The sequence below is a fragment of the Pseudoalteromonas sp. SaAl2 genome (assembly GCF_052947895.1).
The window spans coordinates 2509005-2528662 of the sequence record NZ_CM129605.1; the positions used below are offsets into that span (position 1 = coordinate 2509005).

Genomic DNA, 19658 nt, shown 5'->3' on the forward strand with positions numbered 1-19658 from the left:
TTTAAACTTAAGATAAACTATAGCCGCATTGCTGACTTTTATAGGATATTGTTGCTATGCATCTTGCTCTTTACTCATAAGGTCAACCATCCGTTGGTTTATCTCCTCATCAGTCAAATCTTCTTTATGAGTGCCTATCGTCCATATATGTCCAAATGGATCTTGTAAAGTACCCGCTCTATCACCGTAAAACTGATCATGTAGCGGGCGTACTTCTGTCGCACCTAAACTAATAGCGAGTTTAAAAACGGAATCAACATCTTCAACATACAACATTAAACTGACCGGTGTGCCACCTAATTCATGGGGGCTTTTAAAGTGTGCTTCTGGGCACGTATCTGACAGCATAATGTGAGAATCGCCAATTTTAATTTCCGCGTGAGCAATACCACCATCAGGCAAAGGCATTTGCATAATCAACTGTGCCCCCAACGCTTTACAATAAAAATCAATTGCTTTTGCCGCCCCATCAATAATTAAATAAGGGGTCACGGCATGGTAACCTTTTGGTATCGCTGAAACGGCCATCATTGTCTCCATGAATTAATACTTTCTATAAGCATAGTCAAAAAAACGATAAAGTCAGTTATTCAATTGTATGATCACTCTTTAGATAAACTAAAACAAAAGCCAAATAAACTCGCAGCAAAAAATAATTAAATGATTTCCTCTTGGCTAAAGGCACCTTCACTTTTATTCCATGTTCTTTTTGATCACGGCCTTGTTCTTTAAGGTAATACTTACAAATTCAGCAACCGTTGTACTTAGCTGTGTATTTTTAAACTGTAACTGAGTTGGAATGGCTTTTTCTATATCTGATAACTGTAAAAAGTAACACCCTTCATGGAATAACTTGCGAATACAATATGGGGCTATTGCGATACCAAGCCCTGCAGAAACTTCTGTTAATAAGGTTTGCATGTGCCTTGGTTGACTAACAATGTTTGGTGAAAACTCAGCTCTTTTACACAAACTAATTACATCATCGAATAAGCCAACTGCTTCTTCTCTATTAAATAAAATGAACTTATCATTACTTAATTGCTGTAGCTGGGCTTCTTCATTTTGCCAAAGAGGATGATACTTAGGCACCACAGCCACCAGCCGATCAGTATAAATTTCATGACTTGTAAACCCCTCAACGACTTCTTGAGGTAACGGCCTAGAAAACCCAATATCAATTAAATCATCCTTAAATGCTGAAACTTGATCTGAAGCGGTCATCTCAAATAAACTCACGTGCACATTTGGGTATTGATGCTTGTATTCTCTAACTAAACTTGCCATAAAACTTAAGCATGCCGAGCTTAAATAGCCGATTCTTAACGTGCCAACTTGTCCATTTTGTGCTTGTTTTACTTGGCTTTTAGCTTGCTCAGTTAATGCCAAAATATGTTTTGCATCTTTTAATAACTGTTCCCCAGCACTTGTTATATTTACTTCCCGAGAGTTTCGAACAAACAATGTAACGTGTAAATCAGCCTCAAGCATTCCAATATGGCGACTAATTGCAGGCTGAACTGTATGTAGTTCACGCGCAGCAGCAGAGAAGCTCTTATGAGTTGCCACACTGACAAAACTTCTTAGTATTTTTAGATCCACACATCACCCATACGAATTTGTTATAGATTCTATAAAATAACATCATTTTTATTATAGTCGAATGCATTTTATCCTAGTACTACACTTACTAAAGATAAGAGCAAGATGACTACGACGCCCACTATCAGCAAACTATTGTTATTTTTGATGACCGCCGCTATTGCGGCTACAGCAGCTAACTTATATTACAGCCAACCCATATTGCCATTAATAGCGCAAGAGTTTGGTTTAACAAATACAAAGACCGGCAGTGTTATCGCGTTAACTCAATTTGGCTATGCCGCGGCGTTATTATTTATATCGCCATTAGGTGACTCAGTCCCGAGAAAACGCCTTATTGCTATACTCTCTATTTTACTTGTTTTATCTTCTCTACTCGCCGTGACAGCACCAAACTTAACAGTCTTACTCATAGGCGTGTTCTTTATAGGTTTAAGCGCTAATATTACCCAGCAGCTTATCCCATTTGCAGCATCTTTAGTTACACCAAAAGAAAAAGGGGCAACGCTAGGCACCCTAATGATGGGCCTTACTGTGGGTATTTTATTATCAAGAACCCTTAGCGGCTCAGTTGCTGAATACTTCGGCTGGCGCGCTGTATTTGTGATGTCAGCCTTATTAGCTACCATATTTGGCTTATTGCTTTATAAAGCACTGCCTCACAATACAGCTCATACAAACTTAAAATACACCCAGCTACTTAAAAGCACATTCGTCCTTTTTAAAAACACAGGTCATTACAAATATTTACCTTTGCAGGCGCCAGTTGGTTTGCTGCTTTTAACGCACTTTGGGCAACGCTTGCAATTCATGTTAGTCATGCGCCATTTAATTATAATGCGCAGCAAGCGGGGTTATTCGGTGTTATTGCTTTAGCTGGCGTCATAGGGGCAAAATCATCCGGTAAATGGGTGAACAAATTAGGCTCTAAATCATTGGTAAAAATTGCATTATTTATCATTGCAATTGGTTTCATAATAACTGGGGTGTATGCAAATAGTCTAACCGCGCTGATCATAGGAATTATCTTAATCGATTTTGGTGTATTTAGTGCACAAGTCGCCAATCAAGTACGAGTTTTTTCAATAGACCCTAACGCGCAAAGCCGGATAAACGGAGTCTATATGCTCGGCTACTACCTAGGTGGTGCACTCGGCTCACTGGCTGGTGTTAAAGCATATCAATATTATGCATGGCCAGGTGTTGCCTGCTTAAGTATTGGCTTTGTATTACTTGCCTTAACGTTTAACTACTTTGCACCTAAACAACAGGAGTTATAATGAATAAACTTTCTAGCCTTGGCGGCTTCAGCCTACTTTGTATCGCCAGCTTAACGATTATGGTCGGCTCGGTCGTTGCCCCTGGCTTATTAAATATTGCCCATGCTCTAGGCGTAGCTGAGCATTCATCATGGTTGATAACCCTCCCCTCACTAGGAGCCATATTATTTGCGCCCTTTGCCGGTAAGTTGATTGATAAGTATGGCGCATACCCAAGTTTAGTCATTGGCTTAATTTTATATGGTGGCGTGGGTGCTACTGTATTTTGGCTTTACGGACCAGAACTGGTTTTTATAAATCGAATTTTCCTTGGTGCCACCACAGCCGTTGTTATGGCCAGTGGCACAGTATTAATTTCACAGTGGTATCAAGAAAAACAACGCTTGGCGATGATTGCTAAACAAGGGATGGCTATTGAGCTTGGCGGCGTAGTATTTTTGTTTCTTGGTGGTCAATTTGCAGCATCACACTGGGGGTTACCACTAACCCTTTATTTGTTCGCATGGGTGTTTTTAGCTATGTTGCTATTGTGGGTGCCAAGACAGCCGCCAAAGTCAACTGAGTCTATTGAAATAGATACACCGGCTGAAGTATCTCGCAACGGTTTATCGTTATTTGGCGTGTACCTAGTTACTTTACTCGCAATGGTTACATTCTTCTCTGCATTTATTTTGTTACCAAAAAGTATGGCAGGCCAAGGGTACAATGAAAAAATAATCGGGTATGTGTTAGCCTTTATATCTTTAATTGCAGTCATTACTGCCCATTCAATACCTAAAATTGAGCAACGGATCGGCGAAATCAAATTACTTGCTCTGGCGTTTATTAGTTATGCCCTTGCATATTTTGCTTTTAGCTACGCAACGGGGTTACCGCTTTTAGTGGCAGGCGCTATTTTAATGGGTATTGGCTTTGGCTTCAGTATTCCGTTACTCAATTACCTAACAGTACAAAAAAGCCCAGCTTTAGTCAGAGGTCGTAATTTATCTTATTTTACTATGGCCGTTTTTTTCAGGACAGTTTTTAACGTCATTTCTCGAGTTTTTAAATAGTGAGACTAGCACTATCTTTATCTCATACATGTTGCTGGCCGGTTTTATCGCCGCGGTATTATTGGGTCGTGAACTCTTTATCAAAAAAGATAAAAACGTAATTAATTTACATTAAAGACTTTAAAAAGCAATTTAACCCCCAAGGTCTCTTGTAGGTGATAAATTTAATCAGAAGGAGTTAATTATGAGCAAAACTTTAATAATCGGCGCCAGTGGTCAAATAGGAAAAATGACCACGAAGTTATTACTATCTCAACAACAGCAGGTAGTTGCGCTTGTTCGAGATAAAAGCAAATTAAGTGATTTAAGTGGCTCTTTTCTCACTATTGTTGAACAAGATCTTGAAGGTGATTTTAGCCAAGCCTTTGAAGACTGTGACCAAGTAATATTTGCAGCAGGCTCTGGTGGAAATACAGGCGCTGATAAAACGATTTTAATCGATTTATGGGCCGCTACTAAAGCGGTAAACTATGCAAAAAATCATGATATAAAACACTTTATCATGGTCAGTTCGATTGGTGCAGATGATCCCGATGCTATTGAAAGTGAGTTAAAACCTTATTTAGTTGCAAAGCATATGGCTGATGAGCATTTAAAGCTAAGCGACTTAAATTACACGATAGTAAGACCTGGTGCGCTTACTGACGAAAGTGCATCCATGAAGATAAGCTCTGAGCGCCCCAGCGACAGAAGTGACGCAAAAATTAGCCGTGAAAATGTTGCTAATACCTTGGTTCATATTGCAACAAAAACTTTTTCTGACAATAAAGTTTTTGAATTATTTGACGGTGATAAATCTATTTCAGTACTATAAAATATCAGCTAGCGACCCTAATAGGGTCGCTATTTCAAGACTTACTACTCACTTTACTTATGCCCCTAAAATAACACTTAAGTTTACCTGTTTATAATAGAAAAAAACCAATACAAATAGAAATAGTTCTTGATTAGATTTCTACCTTCTGTATCATACCCGCCGTTGTACCTAATTGTTGTAAAATAATAAAGAGATGAAATCAATGTCATACCTAGTAAAACCTAGTTTAATCGCACTTGCTGTGGCTGCTAACTTTTCTGTTCACGCTGATGAAAAAAATCCCCGAAAAAAACATGGAACGTATGGTTGTTACAGCAACCGGCTTTGAACAAAAAGTCACTGAGGCACCAGCGAGTATCTCTATAATTACTAATGAAGACATTAAGTCTCATGCTTTCACATCTGTATTAGATGCTGTGCAATACCTAGAAGGTATTGATATAGGTACAACTCGCGATAAAACCGGTCAAGGCAGTGTTAGCATGCGTGGCCTAACTGGCGAATACACTTTATTGCTCATTAATGGCAAACGTCAAAATAACCATGGTGATATTTACCCTAATAACTTTGGCGGTAATGCCTTTAATCACGTCCCACCGGTTGATGCTATTGAACGTGTCGAAGTGATACGCGGCCCAGCTTCGACCCTTTATGGGGCAGATGCGTTAGGTGGCGTTATCAATATCATCACCAAAAAGCACATGGCTGGTTGGGGTGGTGCTGTTTCATTTAGTCGCTCATTACAGCAAGATGATAGCTTCGGTGACGATATTACAACCGATTTCAATGTATCAGGCCCACTAATTGAAAATGTATTAAGTCTAGGTGTACGTGGCAGTATTTATGAGCAACAAGCTTCATCACCCACTTTTGAGCCTGCAACAGATCCTAATGGTGATGTACATCTACGTTCACTTGGTTTTGGTAGCGGTGGCCGTACTGTTGATAACACCAATGAACAATTTGGTTTTACTATCAACTATTCGCCTTTTGAAAATCATCACTTAAGTTTTGATTACGATAACTCTAGCCAAGTGTATGATAATACACCTAGCTATGATATCGAATCTGGAACTATCACATACCCACTCGGCACAAAAGATAATATTGAATCTATCTGGGCAAGCCGTGGTGGCCAAGTAAACCCACGTGCTGGTTATGCTGCGGACCAAAAATTTGACCGTCAATGGTGGTCACTGAGCTACGATGGCGAGCTTAGTTGGGCAACAATGAAAGCGTCCGTGTCTTATGTAGATACACAAAATAATGGCCGAACCTTACCGCTAAGTGTAGCTGAGCGCCTGCAGTTACAAGAAATGTATGATGGCACTGGCGAATACGCCAATATGGATGAGCAAGCGCGTAAAGACCTTGCTGAAGAAACATTCTTACCACGCCCTGTACGCCCACTAGAAAGCAGCCAATATACGTATGACCTTCGCTTTGATATACCTATTACTGGCGCATTAGGCGATCACAATTTTGTTCTTGGTGGTCAATTAATTGATGGCGAGCTAAAAGACGGCGTGTTTGGTTTAGAAAGCAATGAAGCCGGTAAAGTACAAGAACAAACCATGTACTCTATTTTTGCTGAAGATAACTGGATGATATCTGACAGCTTTACGCTTACAGCCGGTGCTCGCTTTGATGATCACGACGTGTTTGGTAGCCAAGTGTCACCACGCTTATATGGTGTGTATAACGTTAATGACAGTTGGACTGTTAAAGGTGGCATAAGCACTGGTTATAAAACACCAAAAACAACTGACTTGTACGATGGCATTACAGGCTTTGGTGGCCAAGGTACCAGCCCATTTGCAGGTAACCCTGAACTTGAGCCGGAAACCAGTGTAAACTCTGAAATTGCTCTATACTGGAATTCTTTAGAGGGTACGCATAACTTTAACATCACCTATTACAACACCAAGTTTGAAGATAAAATTGCCAGCGGCGATACCATTTTCAGCTGCGAGCAAACCAACGATGTTCGCCCTTGTGTTAATTTAGGACAATATGATCAACTTGGTTATCAAAGCTATAGCCAAAAAATCAATATTGATGAAGTTGATTTACAAGGTATTGAAATTGCGGGTCAATATACAATCACTGAGACAGTTTCATTAAATGGTAACTACACGTGGACTGATAGCGAGCAACAAAGTGGTCCAGAAGAAGGACAACCACTAACAAACAGCGCTGAGCACATGGCTAACATAACCCTGAACTGGGAAGCCACTGACTTCATGGAAATATACCTCCAAGGTGTCTATCGTTCAGATCGTTACCGTGGTTGGGATAACGTGCACGACCAAGCGCTTTACTATAAGAACCACAACCTATTTAACCTAGGTGCACAGTTCTACGTTAATGAATATGTACAAATTAATGCCCGTATCAATAATTTATTAGACGAAGACTTTACCTCGTATAGCACCAGCTACACCGACTTAAATGGTGACGGTCAATATGAGTATGCTTCTGGGCGTGGTGCAGTGAGCGAAGTAAGCTTTACTGATGACTACAATGTTAAAGATAAAGGTCGTAACTTTTGGATTGGCGTAACTGCTTATTTCTAAGCGAAGCGATTTAAAAGCGACATACTAAAAAGCGGCCAACTGGCCGCTTTTTTAATCACTACTTTTTATAAGCCAAATACCACCTTTTCACTTTTCAGCATTCTTGCACTTAAAAAACTAAATATGGCACATAATATCAGTGTAATAAGTGTTGATAGCAGTAACTGCGGAACAGGAATAGGATTACCTTTTATAAATTCCATTAATGCAAATTGCTGCGCGGCTATAGGCAGCCATTGCACAACATCTGTCGCAATGTCATAAGTTGTGATCATACTTAATGCCATTGGAATAAATAACACCATGGTGACGTAAGATTGCGCTTCTTTAAAAGATTTTGCCATAAAAGAGACAAACACTTGCAAACTTGACGACATCAAAGCAATTGGGAAACATATCGCAATGCAAAATAGCATAAACTCTGGTGTAATCGTTATGCTAAACCCTAATTGCTCCCACGCAACCATAGGATAAACCACTTTAGATACAATCAAAATAATAACCAAACCTAACATTGAAAACGCCGTAATTGCGCCCACTTTAGCTAGTACTATATGCAAACTACTTAAAGGATGGCTTAGTAATAAACTCAAAGAATTACGCTCTCGCTCGCCCGCACTGGTATCAATGGCTAAGCTCATTGCCGCATAAAATAACGTTAGAATAATAGTGAATGTTGCCAACCCTAAGATCATCCCGCCTTTAGAATCTGGAGTTGCTTGATCATTGATTTCAATCGCGAGTGCACGCATTAGGTTTGGGTCTATACCGCGAGATACCAAACGTAAACTGGCAATCTCTGAGCTATAAACAGCCATCGCTTTTTCAACGCGATTAATATGCTTAGCCAGTTTATCATCAGATTTGTCAGCAATAAGTGTCACCGTCGCTGGACGACCTTCAGTCAAATTTTGCTTATAATCATCACTAATAGACAGCGTAATCGGTTTAAGCAGAGGATCATTTTTATCATCCGCCATTTTAATATCACTACTGGCTAAATGAGCAACTAAACCCGGTGCATTACTGGGGTTTTCAATGGTAATTTTAAGCGTTTCAGGTGAAGCGAACTGCTGCAGTAGTACACTCATCAGCAGACATATACCAATCGGCGCACCAATTGCGTAATAAAGCCCAGCCATAACAGAGCGTTTATCACGACTTGCATCCATGACTTCTTTTTTAAACAGTACTTTTAATATATTGATCATGCTGCAATCCCCTCATCGCTACCGATTAACGCAATAAATGCTTCTTCTAATGTGTCTTTATCTGCTTGCTCACACAGCTGCGCTATAGACCCTTGAGCAATTACCTGCCCTTTTGCCATAATGACAACGTGGTCGCACAAAGCCGCGACTTCTTGCATCACATGAGATGAAAATAAAACGCAATGCCCTTGTGCTTTAAGTAGCAATAGCAGCTCTCTTAAAATACGTGTACTCATTACATCGAGACCACGCGTTGGCTCATCCAAAATAACGTTTGTTGGATTATGAACAACCGCTTGTGCTAATGCCGTTTTCATTCGTTGGCCTTGCGAAAAACCTTGGCAACGGCGATCAGCAATATCATTCATACTCAATTTATCAATTACTTGCGTAGTCGCTTCCTTTGCTTGCGAAGCACTAAGGCCACTCAGCTGAGCAAAAAAGCTAATATATTCCCGCGGCGTAAGTCGCTCATATAAACCACATGGATCAGGAAATAACCCCAAGTTCTGTTTTGCTTGCATAGGCTGTTTTGCAACATCAATACCGTCAATTTCAGCAAACCCGCTGTCTGCTTTTAATAAGCCAAAAACAGTGCGTAAACAGGTGGTTTTACCGGCTCCATTAGGGCCTAATAAGCCAGTAATTTTGCCATTTTCTGCACTAAAACTTAATCCGTTTAATGCGTTAACATCACCAATCTTTTTGCTCAAATTAGATACATTAATCATGACTTACTCCTTGTTCGCTGTTGCTGTTGCTGTTGAATGAGTGTTTGCAACCCCATTAATGTTCATAAAAAATTGCTTATCATTTTCTTCATTAATGCAATCGGTGTTAATACCTTGCATGGTTTTTTGCTCAATAAACTGGGCGACAATCTTTGGCGCACATGTTTGTGAACCAATGCCATGAGTGGCGGTTGGAGCAACAAGGTGTGTTGCATCTACCATATTTACCATTGCAAGTTCTGCCCAGCTTGGTGGTGTTGCCGGATCGCGCGCCCCAGATAACAATAAGGTTGGTGAATCACTTTGTAATGGTTTATAAAATGCTTTATCAGCGGGTTTTACTGCTAAAATTGGGCAGACAATATCAAGGCCTTCAATCATGGTTTTACCCATGTATGTATCACTGTATTTAGTGCGTAGTTGAGGTGTCAATTGGGGCCAATCTTCTGAGCACACAATGGCATTATGCATGCCCATTGCGAGCGATTGAGTTAAGTCAGCGTTTGCCATTAAGCCTGCCAATGGGGAAAAATCACCTTGAGCCGCTTTGGTAATCACTAAAGGCACAATTGAGCGGGTTGTGTGACTATAAAGCGCTAAACGAATGGCACTGTAAAACTTCATTTTAGTAACAGTAAAAGGGATTAGTTCATAAGTGCGAGGGTGCCTGACTTGCGCCTCTATGGGTTGCTGCTCAAGTTTAGCTAGGAACTCATTAAAACGTATTTGCAAAGAGGGAAACTGCTCATTACAGGCGGCATCACTCTCACAACGTTCAAACAAAGCCTGCAATGAGGCGTCTATTGCCTCGCCGATTGCAGCTAAGCTTTGTTGCATAGGGACCACACCATCTAAGGTGCTTGTAATAACTGAAGCTGGAAACTGACGAGTGTATTCTTGCGCTATACGTGTACCGTATGACACTCCATATAAATGAAAGCCTTTATAACCCAGTGCAACACGCACTGCTTCAAAATCTTTTGCCGCAGCCGAGGTAGTAAAGTGGCTTAAATCAACGTTGAGCTTCGCTTTACATTGCTCGGTGTCTTGCTTACTCACGGTTTGTAAATCAGTGATGGCATCATTAAATGCAAACTGTGTTTTTAAATCATCACTGTCACATTGCAGCTGATTTGAATAACCTGTACCGCGCTGATCGACAAGTACAATGTCTCGTGTTTCTCGGGCAAACCGTAAGTTATGATCAAATACTCTCGCTAAATCTATCGCTCCTTGACCTGGTCCACCAGCAAAACCCAACACAGCTTCATCTGGGTTACTTGGTTTTATTGCTGGTATAACGGCAAAGTGAATATCAATTTCACCATCGGCTGGGTTATCAGATAAAGGCTGAGCAATACTGCCACACATTAATCTATCTGATAGGCCTTCCATGTAACATGGCGTTAATTTTACAGGATTATTATCATTTTCTTGTCCCTGTAAAATCGCTGAATTGGCGATTAAAAAAGGTAAAATAGCTAATTTTATCAGCCTATTACGATATTTGGTTGTACTTATCATTGCGCTTTCCCTTATTTGCATTTAACACCTAATGTGATAACTTATTACTTAGTGTATCGGTGTATTAATGTATTAATACAGTAGAGAAAGAGTAATGCTAGAATTTATTAATGTCAACCCTAATAGTGGTGATCCAATTTACAAACAGTTGCACGAGCAAGTTGTGCGCTTGATTGTAGGTGGGCAATTGTCGGCAGGAGATGAACTTCCGTCGGTACGAAAAATAGCCGATCACTTTGCTGTTAACCCAATGACTGTTTCAAGAGCGATAGGCCAGTTAGTCGACCAAGGTTGGCTTGAACCGCCGTCGCGGTCAAGCAACCAAAGTGGCACAAAAAACAGTAAAGCAAACTGATCAGCAAGAAACACTACTTTTTAAAGCTATTGATCAACTTATTCAACAAGCAAAACAGCTAGATGTACCCCAATCAACATTATCCGAACTAATAAAAAAACGGTGGGAATTATAACAATGACACAACCACTTCTTAGCTATAAAAGTGTCTCTAAACATTACAACCAGCGCCTAATATTAAACAACATAAACCTAAGCGTTGAGCCTGGCATGGTGATTGGCTTATTGGGTAAAAATGGCGCAGGCAAAACAACCTTATTGCGCAGTGCACTGGGTTTAATAAATCCAGACCAAGGTGAGGTAGAAGTATTAGGTGAATTAAGCCATCAATTAAGTGCCAGCAATAAAGAAAAAATTGGTTATGTCGCACAGCAAACATTTGGTTATGAAGGTTTTAAAATTGCTGATGCGTTAGCATTACACCGTAGTTTTTACCCTAATTGGGATCTGCAATTAGAAGAAAAATGGCTTGCCCGCTTCGAATTAAATAGCAACAGTGCGGTTAATGATCTCTCGATAGGTCAGCGTCAGACCCTCGCCCTTATTATGGCCATGGCTTATAGACCTCAGTTGCTTATTTTGGATGAGCCGGTAGCAAGTTTAGACCCTATTGCTCGGCGCGAATTTATGAGTGATCTGTTCGATTTAGCGTTAGATTCGGGCTCAGGCATTTTATTTTCATCCCATATCACCTCAGACATAGAGCGCGTCGCTAGCCACATTGCACTGATAAAGCAAGGCGAATTATTATTACTCGACGAACTAGATGTCATTCGCGACACCGTTAGAAAAATCAACTTTAAAGCATCGACGATAGACCTTAGTGCATACAAGATACTGAACCGACAGCAAAATAGTGCCATCATTTATGGTTATACAGGTGAAGTTATTCCAAATGCTTTAGCAATCAATACGCTATCTCTAGAACAGTTGTTTGTGGAGCTACATGGATGATGCAAGTCAGTAAACGCCCTTGGTATCAAGGAGCGATCAACTTTTGGTTAAAAGATGTGGGTTCTGCCAGCTATTTTATCGGGGCAATTATCACGTCTTTACTGTGCCTTATAGCTACTGGTATTGAAGAGCTTATTACGTTAATGATCATGTTTTCAATTATCTGTATGTACAGCGCGATAGCTTGGCAAAGTATTCGTATGCAAGCTACTGAATGGCAAAGTTTAGTTGTTGGTTATCGTAAACATGTGATGTTCCAAGGTAAGGTATTCATAATATTGAGTAACCTAATTGCTCTGTTGAGTATCATAATTGCTGGCAATATTAATCTATTAGCAACCCTCACAGTTGCCAACCTTGTTGGCATCACTATCTGGTTTTTAAATCGGTCATTCAGCCACTTATTTACCCCTGTATGCTATTTTAGCTTTTTTATTGCGACCTTAATATGTGTACTTATCGAGCAACTTCCTGTTTGGCTGATCCCCGTTAACATCATTGCTTTTATTGCTATTGCGTTATTACATAATAACTTTTCATCTGCCTATGTATGGCGCCCTGACGCATTAATAAATTATCGTAATGGTTTGCAATCAGGTTGGTCTCCGATTCCCAGTGGCTTTTTATCAAATTACGGCAGCCCTATTAATAAAGGGTTATTCCCTCTTAGTTACTTTGTTGGCTCAGGGCTTTCTCAGTATCTTATTTTGCTTACACTTTTATGTATTATCGGTGTTGCGATAAACTTATTTCACAACATCACTGAACATGTCATTTTTGTGTTAACACTGACTTTATTCGCAATTGTTACACTCAGTTTATGGAGCAAAGTACAAAAACAAAACTCATGGGAGCTGTTATTTACGCTGCCCATTTATAATAGTAGCCACAGCGCAAAAATAGCCCTTAGTAACAGCGTTCTAAAGCTGGCTGTACTCGTTATGGGCCTATGTTTTTTGACGGCTTCAGCGCTCAGCTTAGCTAACTCAACATTTTTAATATTTAATATATTAAGTTACTCATTGGCTTGCTCCGCGGGGTTATTGCTCAGTTTTACTATTGGTAACGTATGCAAGAATATTAATTTACTCAGTCTGTTTTTATGCCTTTCTTTTGGCTTAAGTATGGCCTTAGCAAACTACATGTTTGATCATGGCGACAGTGTAGGTAAACTCGTTTTAATAGCTGCTTATGCTTTATTCATGGCGGGGTTAAATCGAGTCACTGTCAGATATATGTAAACGGATGGCGCCAAGGAAGTAATGCATACAAATATGGCTTTAAGGGTAAAGTGCTTTAGGGTTATTAAGGCGCTCATCTTTAATTCGCTTTTGACTATTTGCTAGGGTATTATCAAATTAGTTTAAATAACTACCATAAAGTAGTTCAATATTTTAGCAAAGAGGTGGCGTATGCTTATAATAAAAAAAGTATTCATCTTTTGCATATTATATTGCTTTACTAGCCCATTACTAGCAGTGCCAATCGTAGCAAACTCAAACTTAAAAACCATCAATATAAGTGCAGGTGAATGGCCACCCTTTTTAAGTGAATCTCTGCCTCATCAAGGTGCTGTTGCTCACCTTATTCGCGATATTTACGCTGAAGCGGGTATGCAGGTAAACTTTACCTTCTTGCCTTGGGGTCGAGCTTATCACGACACAAATAACGGTAAGTATGATGCAACAGCAGTATGGATGCACAGCAAGGAAAGAGAGAATGCTTACTATTATAGTGATGCCGTATTAAACGAAAGATTTGTCTTTTTTTATCAACAAAAGAACCATTTTGATTGGCAGAGCATAGCTGATCTTAAAGGGCTAATTATTGGTGGTGGCCTCAGTTACAGTTATGGCGCTGCTTTTGATCAAGCAATTGAAAACGGTGTTTTCGCATTATCACGTGTCGGCACAACAGAACAAAATTTTCGTCGTTTAGCAATTGGTCGCATTGATGTTTTCGCTGAAGAAATAAGCGTGGGCTACCACACCCTTAATAGCCAAGCTCCAGAGCTCATCAAAGATATCACTCATCATTCTAAGCCATTGCTCATTAACACCAGTTTTTTGCTATTTCCAAATAAGGTAGAGCAAAGTGAAAAGCTATTACAAATATTCAATTTACACTTAGCACAGTTTAAGCAAGATGGACGATATCAAGCCTATTTTAAAGGGTTAGAACAAGGTGATTATTTACCTTTGTATATTACCAAGTAATAGTCATTATTATTTTTTACAACCAATCTTAGAAAGTAGCGCATAAAAAACGGCCATTTTTAATGACCGTTTTGGTGCTTAAACAAAATAATAAAAAGCGCTTACAGAGAGAAAGTACGCCCTATCGACAGCACTATACGCTCATCTGCGGTATCCCAATCTAAGCTGGTGTTCTCGCCCGCGACCTCAATATCAAAACCCGCTAAACTGGTTTGATAAGCAAGGCGATAGTGGTTATATGATTTACCGTTTCCATCCCAAGTATGTTTGTCACCATCGAGTGAATTTGAAATATCAAAACTGGCACGTAATGCATGATTAGGCGCAAGCTCTATGGTGTGTGCAACCATAGAAATCACATGCCCAGCCCCTGTACCAAAATAATCCCAGCTGTACCAAAAGTTAAGCTCGGTTTGGCCTAAATCGCTGGCATAACCAAATTTAGTATAAGCTTCAAAATAATTACCATCGCTTGAATTGCTCTGGCCATGATAGCTGTAATACGCTAAACCATAATCAACGCTAAGTGCATCGTTTATTTGCGCATATTTACCAAAGTAAGCATCCCACTCAATGTTAGTATCGTCACCAAAATCCACGTTTGACGCCCACGTACCAGCGTACATACCTGAGTCACCAAAAGAATAATCAAGGCTACCTTGAATAGCTGGATCGTTTTGCGTTTGGCTCACACCATTAAAGGTATAATCCGATACACCGGTGATGGTCGTTGACCAGTCAGCTAATGCAGAAGCTGAAAAAAGAGCGAATGGCAGTACTACTGCTAGTAATGTTTTTTGTGTGGTCATGTTAATTCCTTAGCTTACTGATTCGATTTTGGTGTAGTCAATTTTGTTATCTTTTGGCGAACTATCAATGTTGCTTACTGTTTTAAATTTGCTATAAGCGATAAATGCAGCGCAACCAAAGAACAAGCCAATTACCAGCGCCCCAACCCATTGTATTTGTAAAAAGTTTAGTTTAAATAGCAGAGTTAGCAACGAAAGCGCCACGACATTAAGTGCAATATAGTTAAATTTACCTAAGCGCTTAACAGTCATATTTAGATTGTCAGTGTACAAACGAATGAGTGAATCCAGTGAGTTAATGACAAATATAACCCCAACGAACACCATGGCAATATTTTTAATTCCTTGCGTTGGTATACCCGCTTCGTGATATTGATAAAGCACGCTAAACCAAATGGCTATTGGGATTGAAGGGAAAATTAACATCGCGCCAAGCACTTGATAGGTCTTTAATCCACCGACAAAACGTGAGGTAAACTGGCCAATCATGATGCTCCAAGCAAACCACCAAAATAAGTAAAACTCATGATAATCATTAAGCGGTAAAACAAACTCATTGATGTTGCCAAAATAATTTCCGATTAAGGCAATATTACTTGTAAAGTCAGAAACCTGCCCGTTTTCACCCATGTACGCGCCAAGCCACATAAAAGCAATCAAACCAATAAATAACCAAGTCGTCGAAATACTTAAAAAACGCACGTACTTAATATCGGTGCTTGAATACACGGCAAAACAAATTGCGGCAAAAACAATCAGATAAAACGAAAGAATAATCGACTCGCCATCACCTAAGCCCGGTAAATACCAAGGTAAGTTAGACAGCAATAAAAAAGCAGTAAATGCACAAGTACCAATAATTACAACATTATTGATTAATTTAACCCAGGGAATTTCGAAAAACTTCACTTTGGGTTCTATTACACAGAAATAAAAGCACGTAAGGAAATAAAATCCCCAGATCAGAAAGCCCCAATATCCAAACTCGATAGCTAATGGATTGGCAAACGCATACTCTGGGCTTGCTTTTATGTCTGCATAACCTGCAAACTCAGTCAGTGGAAACATAATCAAGCCAACGTCTAAGCCTGATGTAAATAAGATCGCAATAAAGGTAAATGTTCTAACCGGTGTAACGCCTACACATTGAACATTCCCCCATTTTACTAATATTGCGATAATTGCTAGTAGGGTAAAAATAATGCCAGCACTAAGCCATAAGGTCATAATTTCCTCCCCAAAATAAATGATAATACGTCATTTTTTCTCCGTGTTTTTAGCCCCGCATTAACGCACCACAAACAACTCATGATGCGCGCCACTGCAGGCCCCGAAGTGCAATGCACTCCAGGTGGCACGATACCCAAACCACCTCATGAAGCGAGTTTGGGTATTTGTTAAATCTCCGAGCTACGCTGCTTTGTTTGCCATTGTGAATCGATGGCAACCGCTGCATGCGATTTACTAAGTGGTGGCTTACCTAAAATTAAGTCAGCCGCTTTTTCTGCCACCATAATGGTTGGCGCATTTAAATTACCGTTTGGCACTGTAGGAAAGATTGACGAATCAACCACTCGCAGCCCTTCAATACCATGTACTTGCGTTTTTGAGTTCACAACAGCCAGTTCATCTTCGCCCATTTTGCATGAACAAGACGGGTGATAAGCACTTTCTACCGCTTGGCGCACAAAGGCATCTATTTGCTCATCAGTTTGCACGTCTTTACCTGGCTGAATTTCATCATCGCGATAATCATCAAACGCGCTTTGCTCAATGATTTCACGAGTTAAGCGTACGCACGCTCTAAACCCTTCAATATCATCTTGATGCTGTAAGTAATTAAATTGAATTTTCGGTGCAACTTTGGGATCTGCCGATTGTATAGTTACACTGCCGCGGCTTTTCGGCTTGTTATGACCCACATGCACTTGAAAGCCATGACCATCAAACGCGCTTTTGCCATCATAGCGAATAGCGGCCGGTAAAAAGTGGTATTGAATATCAGGCCATTCAACGCCAGCTTTTGAACGAATAAAGGCACACGATTCAAAGTGATTAGTCGCACCTAAGCCACTGCGATTTAACAACCAGCGGGCACCAATCAGGCCTTTTGAAATAAGCCCAAGCTTGCCGTTTAAAGTAATGCGTTGCTTACACTTGTATTGAAAATAAAATTCCAAGTGATCTTGCAAGTTCTGACCAACGCCCGGTAAATGATGCTTAACTTCAATGCCTGCTGTAGCCAGCGTGTCGCTGTCGCCAATACCTGAAAGTTGTAACAAGTGTGGTGAACCGATAGGCCCAGCGCTTAATACAACTTCTTTATCAGCATAGGCCTGCTGCTTTTGGCCATTGATACTGTATTCAACACCGGTGGCTTTTTTACCTTCAAGCAATACTTTTTCGGCTAATGCGCCAGTCACAATAGTTAAGTTACTACGCGATTTTACTGGATCTAAATACTCACGACTTGCCGAGCTGCGCACACCGTCTTTAACGGTCATATGCATCGAGCCAAAACCTTCTTGTTGCCCTGCATTGTAGTCGTCAGTAGCTGCGTAACCTGCTTGTTGACCGGCATTTATAAAGGCTTTATACAGCGGGTTAGCCATTTCATTGCCGTTATTGACACCTAAAGGGCCGTTATCGCCTCGGTAGTCATTTTTACCTAAATAAAAGGTTTCGGCCTTTTGGAAATACGGCAAGCATGACTGGTAATCCCAGCCCTGTGCGCCATGTTGTTGCCATTCGTCAAAATCTTTTGCATGGCCACGTACGTAAACCATGCCGTTAATTGACGACGAGCCACCTAACACTTTACCCCGTGGGCAATGCATTTCGCGGTTATCTAAATAAGGTTCCGCTTGAGTATGAAACTGCCATGCGTATTTATCCGTATTCATCGGAATTGAAAGCGCTGTAGGCATTTTAATAAAAATGCTTTTATCACTGCCGCCAGTTTCTAATAGCAACACGCGGTTGCTGCTATCTTCTGATAATCGATTCGCCAGTACACACCCTGCTGAGCCTGCACCAACTATGATGTAATCATATGTTTGTGCAGTCATTAGAATGGGCTCTCTATATCAGTCATACCAACATAAATTGATTTGGTTTGGGTATAATGATCAAGGGTTTCGATACCGTTTTCACGGCCTATACCCGATTGCTTATAACCGCCTACAGGCATTTCTGCAGGTGAGTTACCATAGCTATTGATCCAGCAAATACCCGCTTGTAATTGATGAATAACACGGTGTGCGCGTTTGATATCTTTGGTAAATACGCCCGCAGCTAAACCAAGGTGGGTATCGTTAGCACGACGAATTGCATCGTCTTCATCATCAAACACCAGCACGCTCATTACAGGGCCAAAAATCTCTTCTTTAACGATAGTCATGTCGTCAGTGCAGTCCGTGAAAACCGTAGGCGCAACAAAATAACCATTAGGTGCAGAATCCGGCTGCAGCGCTTTACCACCCGTGAGTAATGTTGCGCCTTCACTAATCCCTTTATCAATGTAACCCATTACTAATTCATGATGGTTCTTTGAAATTAGCGCGCCTAAGTTCACGTTTGGATCCATCGGATCGCCAGCAATAATGTTTTGTTCAGTGCGCGTTTTAAGTTCATCAATAAATTGCTGATACACGTTTTTATGTACATAAATACGTGTGCAGTTAGTGCAAATTTCGCCTTGAGTATAAAAATTACCCAGCATTGCCGCACTCACCGCTTGCGAAATATCAGCATCATCAAATACTAATAATGGCGACTTGCCACCCAGCTCCATAGTCACATCTTTTAGCGAACCTGCTGCACTAGCCACCACTCTTTTACCTGTGCCGACTTCACCAGTGAACGATACTTTCTCGATATCTGGACTTTGTGTTAACCATTGGCCTACCTCAGCCGCACCTTGTACAACATTGAACACGCCTGCAGGTACGCCCGCTTCAATAAAAATTTCAGCAAGTTTAATTGCGCCAAGTGGCGTTTCTTCTGAAGGTTTAAAAATAAGTGCGTTACCGGCAGCCAGTGCAGGGCCTGATTTCCAACAGGCTATTTGCAGTGGGTAGTTCCATGCGCCAATTCCCGCACAAATCCCTAATGGTTCTTTACGGGTATAATAAAAATCTTCGCCAACCATTTGCTGTTGGCCAACTTGTGCAGGAGCGAGTCCTGCAAAATATTCAATAACATCTGCGCCGGTTTGTACATCAACACACTCAGCTTCTTGCCAAGGCTTGCCCGTATCAAGCACTTCAATTTTTGCTAATTCATCGTTGCGTGCGCGTAGTAATTCAACGGCTTTTAATAAAATGCGGCTTCGCTCGATAGGCGCCATTGCAGACCAAGCAGCAAAACCTTGTTTTGCACTTTCAATGGCTGCATTTTGTACAAATGCATCAGCGATTTCTACATGGTAAATTACTTCATCTGTGGCAGGATTTTTAACAGCGAACGTGTCGCCGCTTTGATTCTTTAAAAAATGACCGTTGATAAAATTTTGATAAACAGGCGTTGTCAC

At 40.5% G+C, this 19658-nt stretch carries 17 protein-coding genes and 1 pseudogene; 9 read left to right on the top strand and 9 right to left on the bottom strand.

From position 1 onward, the window contains the following. Nucleotides 1-54: 54 nt before the first annotated feature. Complete coding sequence (locus ACU8V8_RS11895) at nucleotides 55-528, bottom strand: VOC family protein (protein ID WP_446889633.1); 474 nt, start codon at nucleotides 526-528, stop codon at nucleotides 55-57. A gap of 165 nt (nucleotides 529-693) precedes the next feature. Next, nucleotides 694-1602, bottom strand: a complete 909-nt coding sequence (locus ACU8V8_RS11900; RefSeq protein WP_446887625.1) for a LysR family transcriptional regulator — start codon at nucleotides 1600-1602, stop codon at nucleotides 694-696. 105 nt (nucleotides 1603-1707) lie between these two features. Here ACU8V8_RS11900 and ACU8V8_RS11905 point away from each other — a divergent pair, with 105 nt between their 5' ends. The 5 genes from ACU8V8_RS11905 to ACU8V8_RS11925 all read left to right on the top strand — a co-directional run bounded on the left by ACU8V8_RS11905 (nucleotide 1708) and on the right by ACU8V8_RS11925 (nucleotide 7327). Further along, a complete protein-coding gene (locus tag ACU8V8_RS11905; protein WP_446887626.1) occupies nucleotides 1708-2478 on the top strand; it encodes an MFS transporter in 771 nt (256 codons plus the stop codon). Next, on the top strand, nucleotides 2409-2882 hold the full coding sequence (locus ACU8V8_RS11910; protein ID WP_446889634.1) for an MFS transporter: 474 nt from the start codon (nucleotides 2409-2411) through the stop codon (nucleotides 2880-2882). The genes ACU8V8_RS11905 and ACU8V8_RS11910 overlap by 70 nt, the downstream gene beginning before the upstream one ends. Continuing rightward, a complete protein-coding gene (locus tag ACU8V8_RS11915; protein WP_446887627.1) occupies nucleotides 2882-3934 on the top strand; it encodes an MFS transporter in 1053 nt (350 codons plus the stop codon). Before ACU8V8_RS11910 ends, ACU8V8_RS11915 begins: the two co-directional genes overlap by 1 nt. A gap of 184 nt (nucleotides 3935-4118) precedes the next feature. Then, a complete protein-coding gene (locus ACU8V8_RS11920) occupies nucleotides 4119-4748 on the top strand; it encodes an SDR family oxidoreductase (RefSeq protein ID WP_446887628.1) in 630 nt (209 codons plus the stop codon). Nucleotides 4749-5020: 272 nt separating this feature from the next. Further along, entirely contained in the window at nucleotides 5021-7327 is a 2307-nt protein-coding gene (locus ACU8V8_RS11925; protein WP_446887629.1) for a TonB-dependent receptor domain-containing protein, read from the top strand. A gap of 65 nt (nucleotides 7328-7392) precedes the next feature. Here ACU8V8_RS11925 and ACU8V8_RS11930 read toward each other — a convergent pair whose 3' ends face one another. From ACU8V8_RS11930 to ACU8V8_RS11940, 3 genes are read right to left on the bottom strand one after another with little or no spacing between them, the layout of a single operon-like run. After that, complete coding sequence (locus ACU8V8_RS11930; RefSeq protein ID WP_446887630.1) at nucleotides 7393-8538, bottom strand: ABC transporter permease; 1146 nt, start codon at nucleotides 8536-8538, stop codon at nucleotides 7393-7395. Further along, nucleotides 8535-9269: an ABC transporter ATP-binding protein gene (locus tag ACU8V8_RS11935; RefSeq protein ID WP_446887631.1), complete on the bottom strand. Its 735-nt coding sequence runs from the start codon at nucleotides 9267-9269 to the stop codon at nucleotides 8535-8537. Before ACU8V8_RS11935 ends, ACU8V8_RS11930 begins: the two co-directional genes overlap by 4 nt. A gap of 3 nt (nucleotides 9270-9272) precedes the next feature. Beyond that, on the bottom strand, nucleotides 9273-10793 hold the full coding sequence (locus tag ACU8V8_RS11940) for an alpha/beta hydrolase (RefSeq protein ID WP_446887632.1): 1521 nt from the start codon (nucleotides 10791-10793) through the stop codon (nucleotides 9273-9275). Between the two features lie 94 nt (nucleotides 10794-10887). Between ACU8V8_RS11940 and ACU8V8_RS11945 the strand changes: the two are divergent. The 4 genes and pseudogenes from ACU8V8_RS11945 to ACU8V8_RS11960 all read left to right on the top strand — a co-directional run bounded on the left by ACU8V8_RS11945 (nucleotide 10888) and on the right by ACU8V8_RS11960 (nucleotide 14318). After that, nucleotides 10888-11263, top strand: a pseudogene (locus ACU8V8_RS11945) (GntR family transcriptional regulator). Between the two features lie 2 nt (nucleotides 11264-11265). Next, complete coding sequence (locus ACU8V8_RS11950) at nucleotides 11266-12102, top strand: ABC transporter ATP-binding protein (protein WP_446887633.1); 837 nt, start codon at nucleotides 11266-11268, stop codon at nucleotides 12100-12102. Further along, nucleotides 12099-13343, top strand: coding sequence for a hypothetical protein (locus ACU8V8_RS11955; protein ID WP_446887634.1), 1245 nt, complete (start codon nucleotides 12099-12101; stop codon nucleotides 13341-13343). The genes ACU8V8_RS11950 and ACU8V8_RS11955 overlap by 4 nt, the downstream gene beginning before the upstream one ends. 171 nt (nucleotides 13344-13514) lie before the next feature. Then, the gene (locus tag ACU8V8_RS11960) at nucleotides 13515-14318 is read left to right on the top strand and encodes a substrate-binding periplasmic protein (protein ID WP_446887635.1); all 804 of its coding nucleotides are present in this window, start codon (nucleotides 13515-13517) and stop codon (nucleotides 14316-14318) included. Nucleotides 14319-14419: 101 nt separating this feature from the next. Here the strand turns inward: ACU8V8_RS11960 and ACU8V8_RS11965 are convergent, their stop codons facing one another. The 4 genes from ACU8V8_RS11965 to betB form a co-directional block, all read right to left on the bottom strand. Continuing rightward, nucleotides 14420-15127 carry a TorF family putative porin gene (locus tag ACU8V8_RS11965; protein WP_446887636.1) on the bottom strand — a complete coding sequence of 236 codons (708 nt, stop codon included), beginning with the start codon at nucleotides 15125-15127 and terminating at the stop codon, nucleotides 14420-14422. Nucleotides 15128-15136: 9 nt separating this feature from the next. Next, entirely contained in the window at nucleotides 15137-16354 is a 1218-nt protein-coding gene (locus tag ACU8V8_RS11970; protein WP_446887637.1) for a BCCT family transporter, read from the bottom strand. Between the two features lie 170 nt (nucleotides 16355-16524). After that, the gene (betA, locus tag ACU8V8_RS11975) at nucleotides 16525-18195 is read right to left on the bottom strand and encodes a choline dehydrogenase (RefSeq protein WP_446887638.1); all 1671 of its coding nucleotides are present in this window, start codon (nucleotides 18193-18195) and stop codon (nucleotides 16525-16527) included. Beyond that, the gene (gene betB, locus ACU8V8_RS11980) at nucleotides 18195-19658 is read right to left on the bottom strand and encodes a betaine-aldehyde dehydrogenase (RefSeq protein WP_446887639.1); all 1464 of its coding nucleotides are present in this window, start codon (nucleotides 19656-19658) and stop codon (nucleotides 18195-18197) included. The genes betA and betB overlap by 1 nt, the downstream gene beginning before the upstream one ends.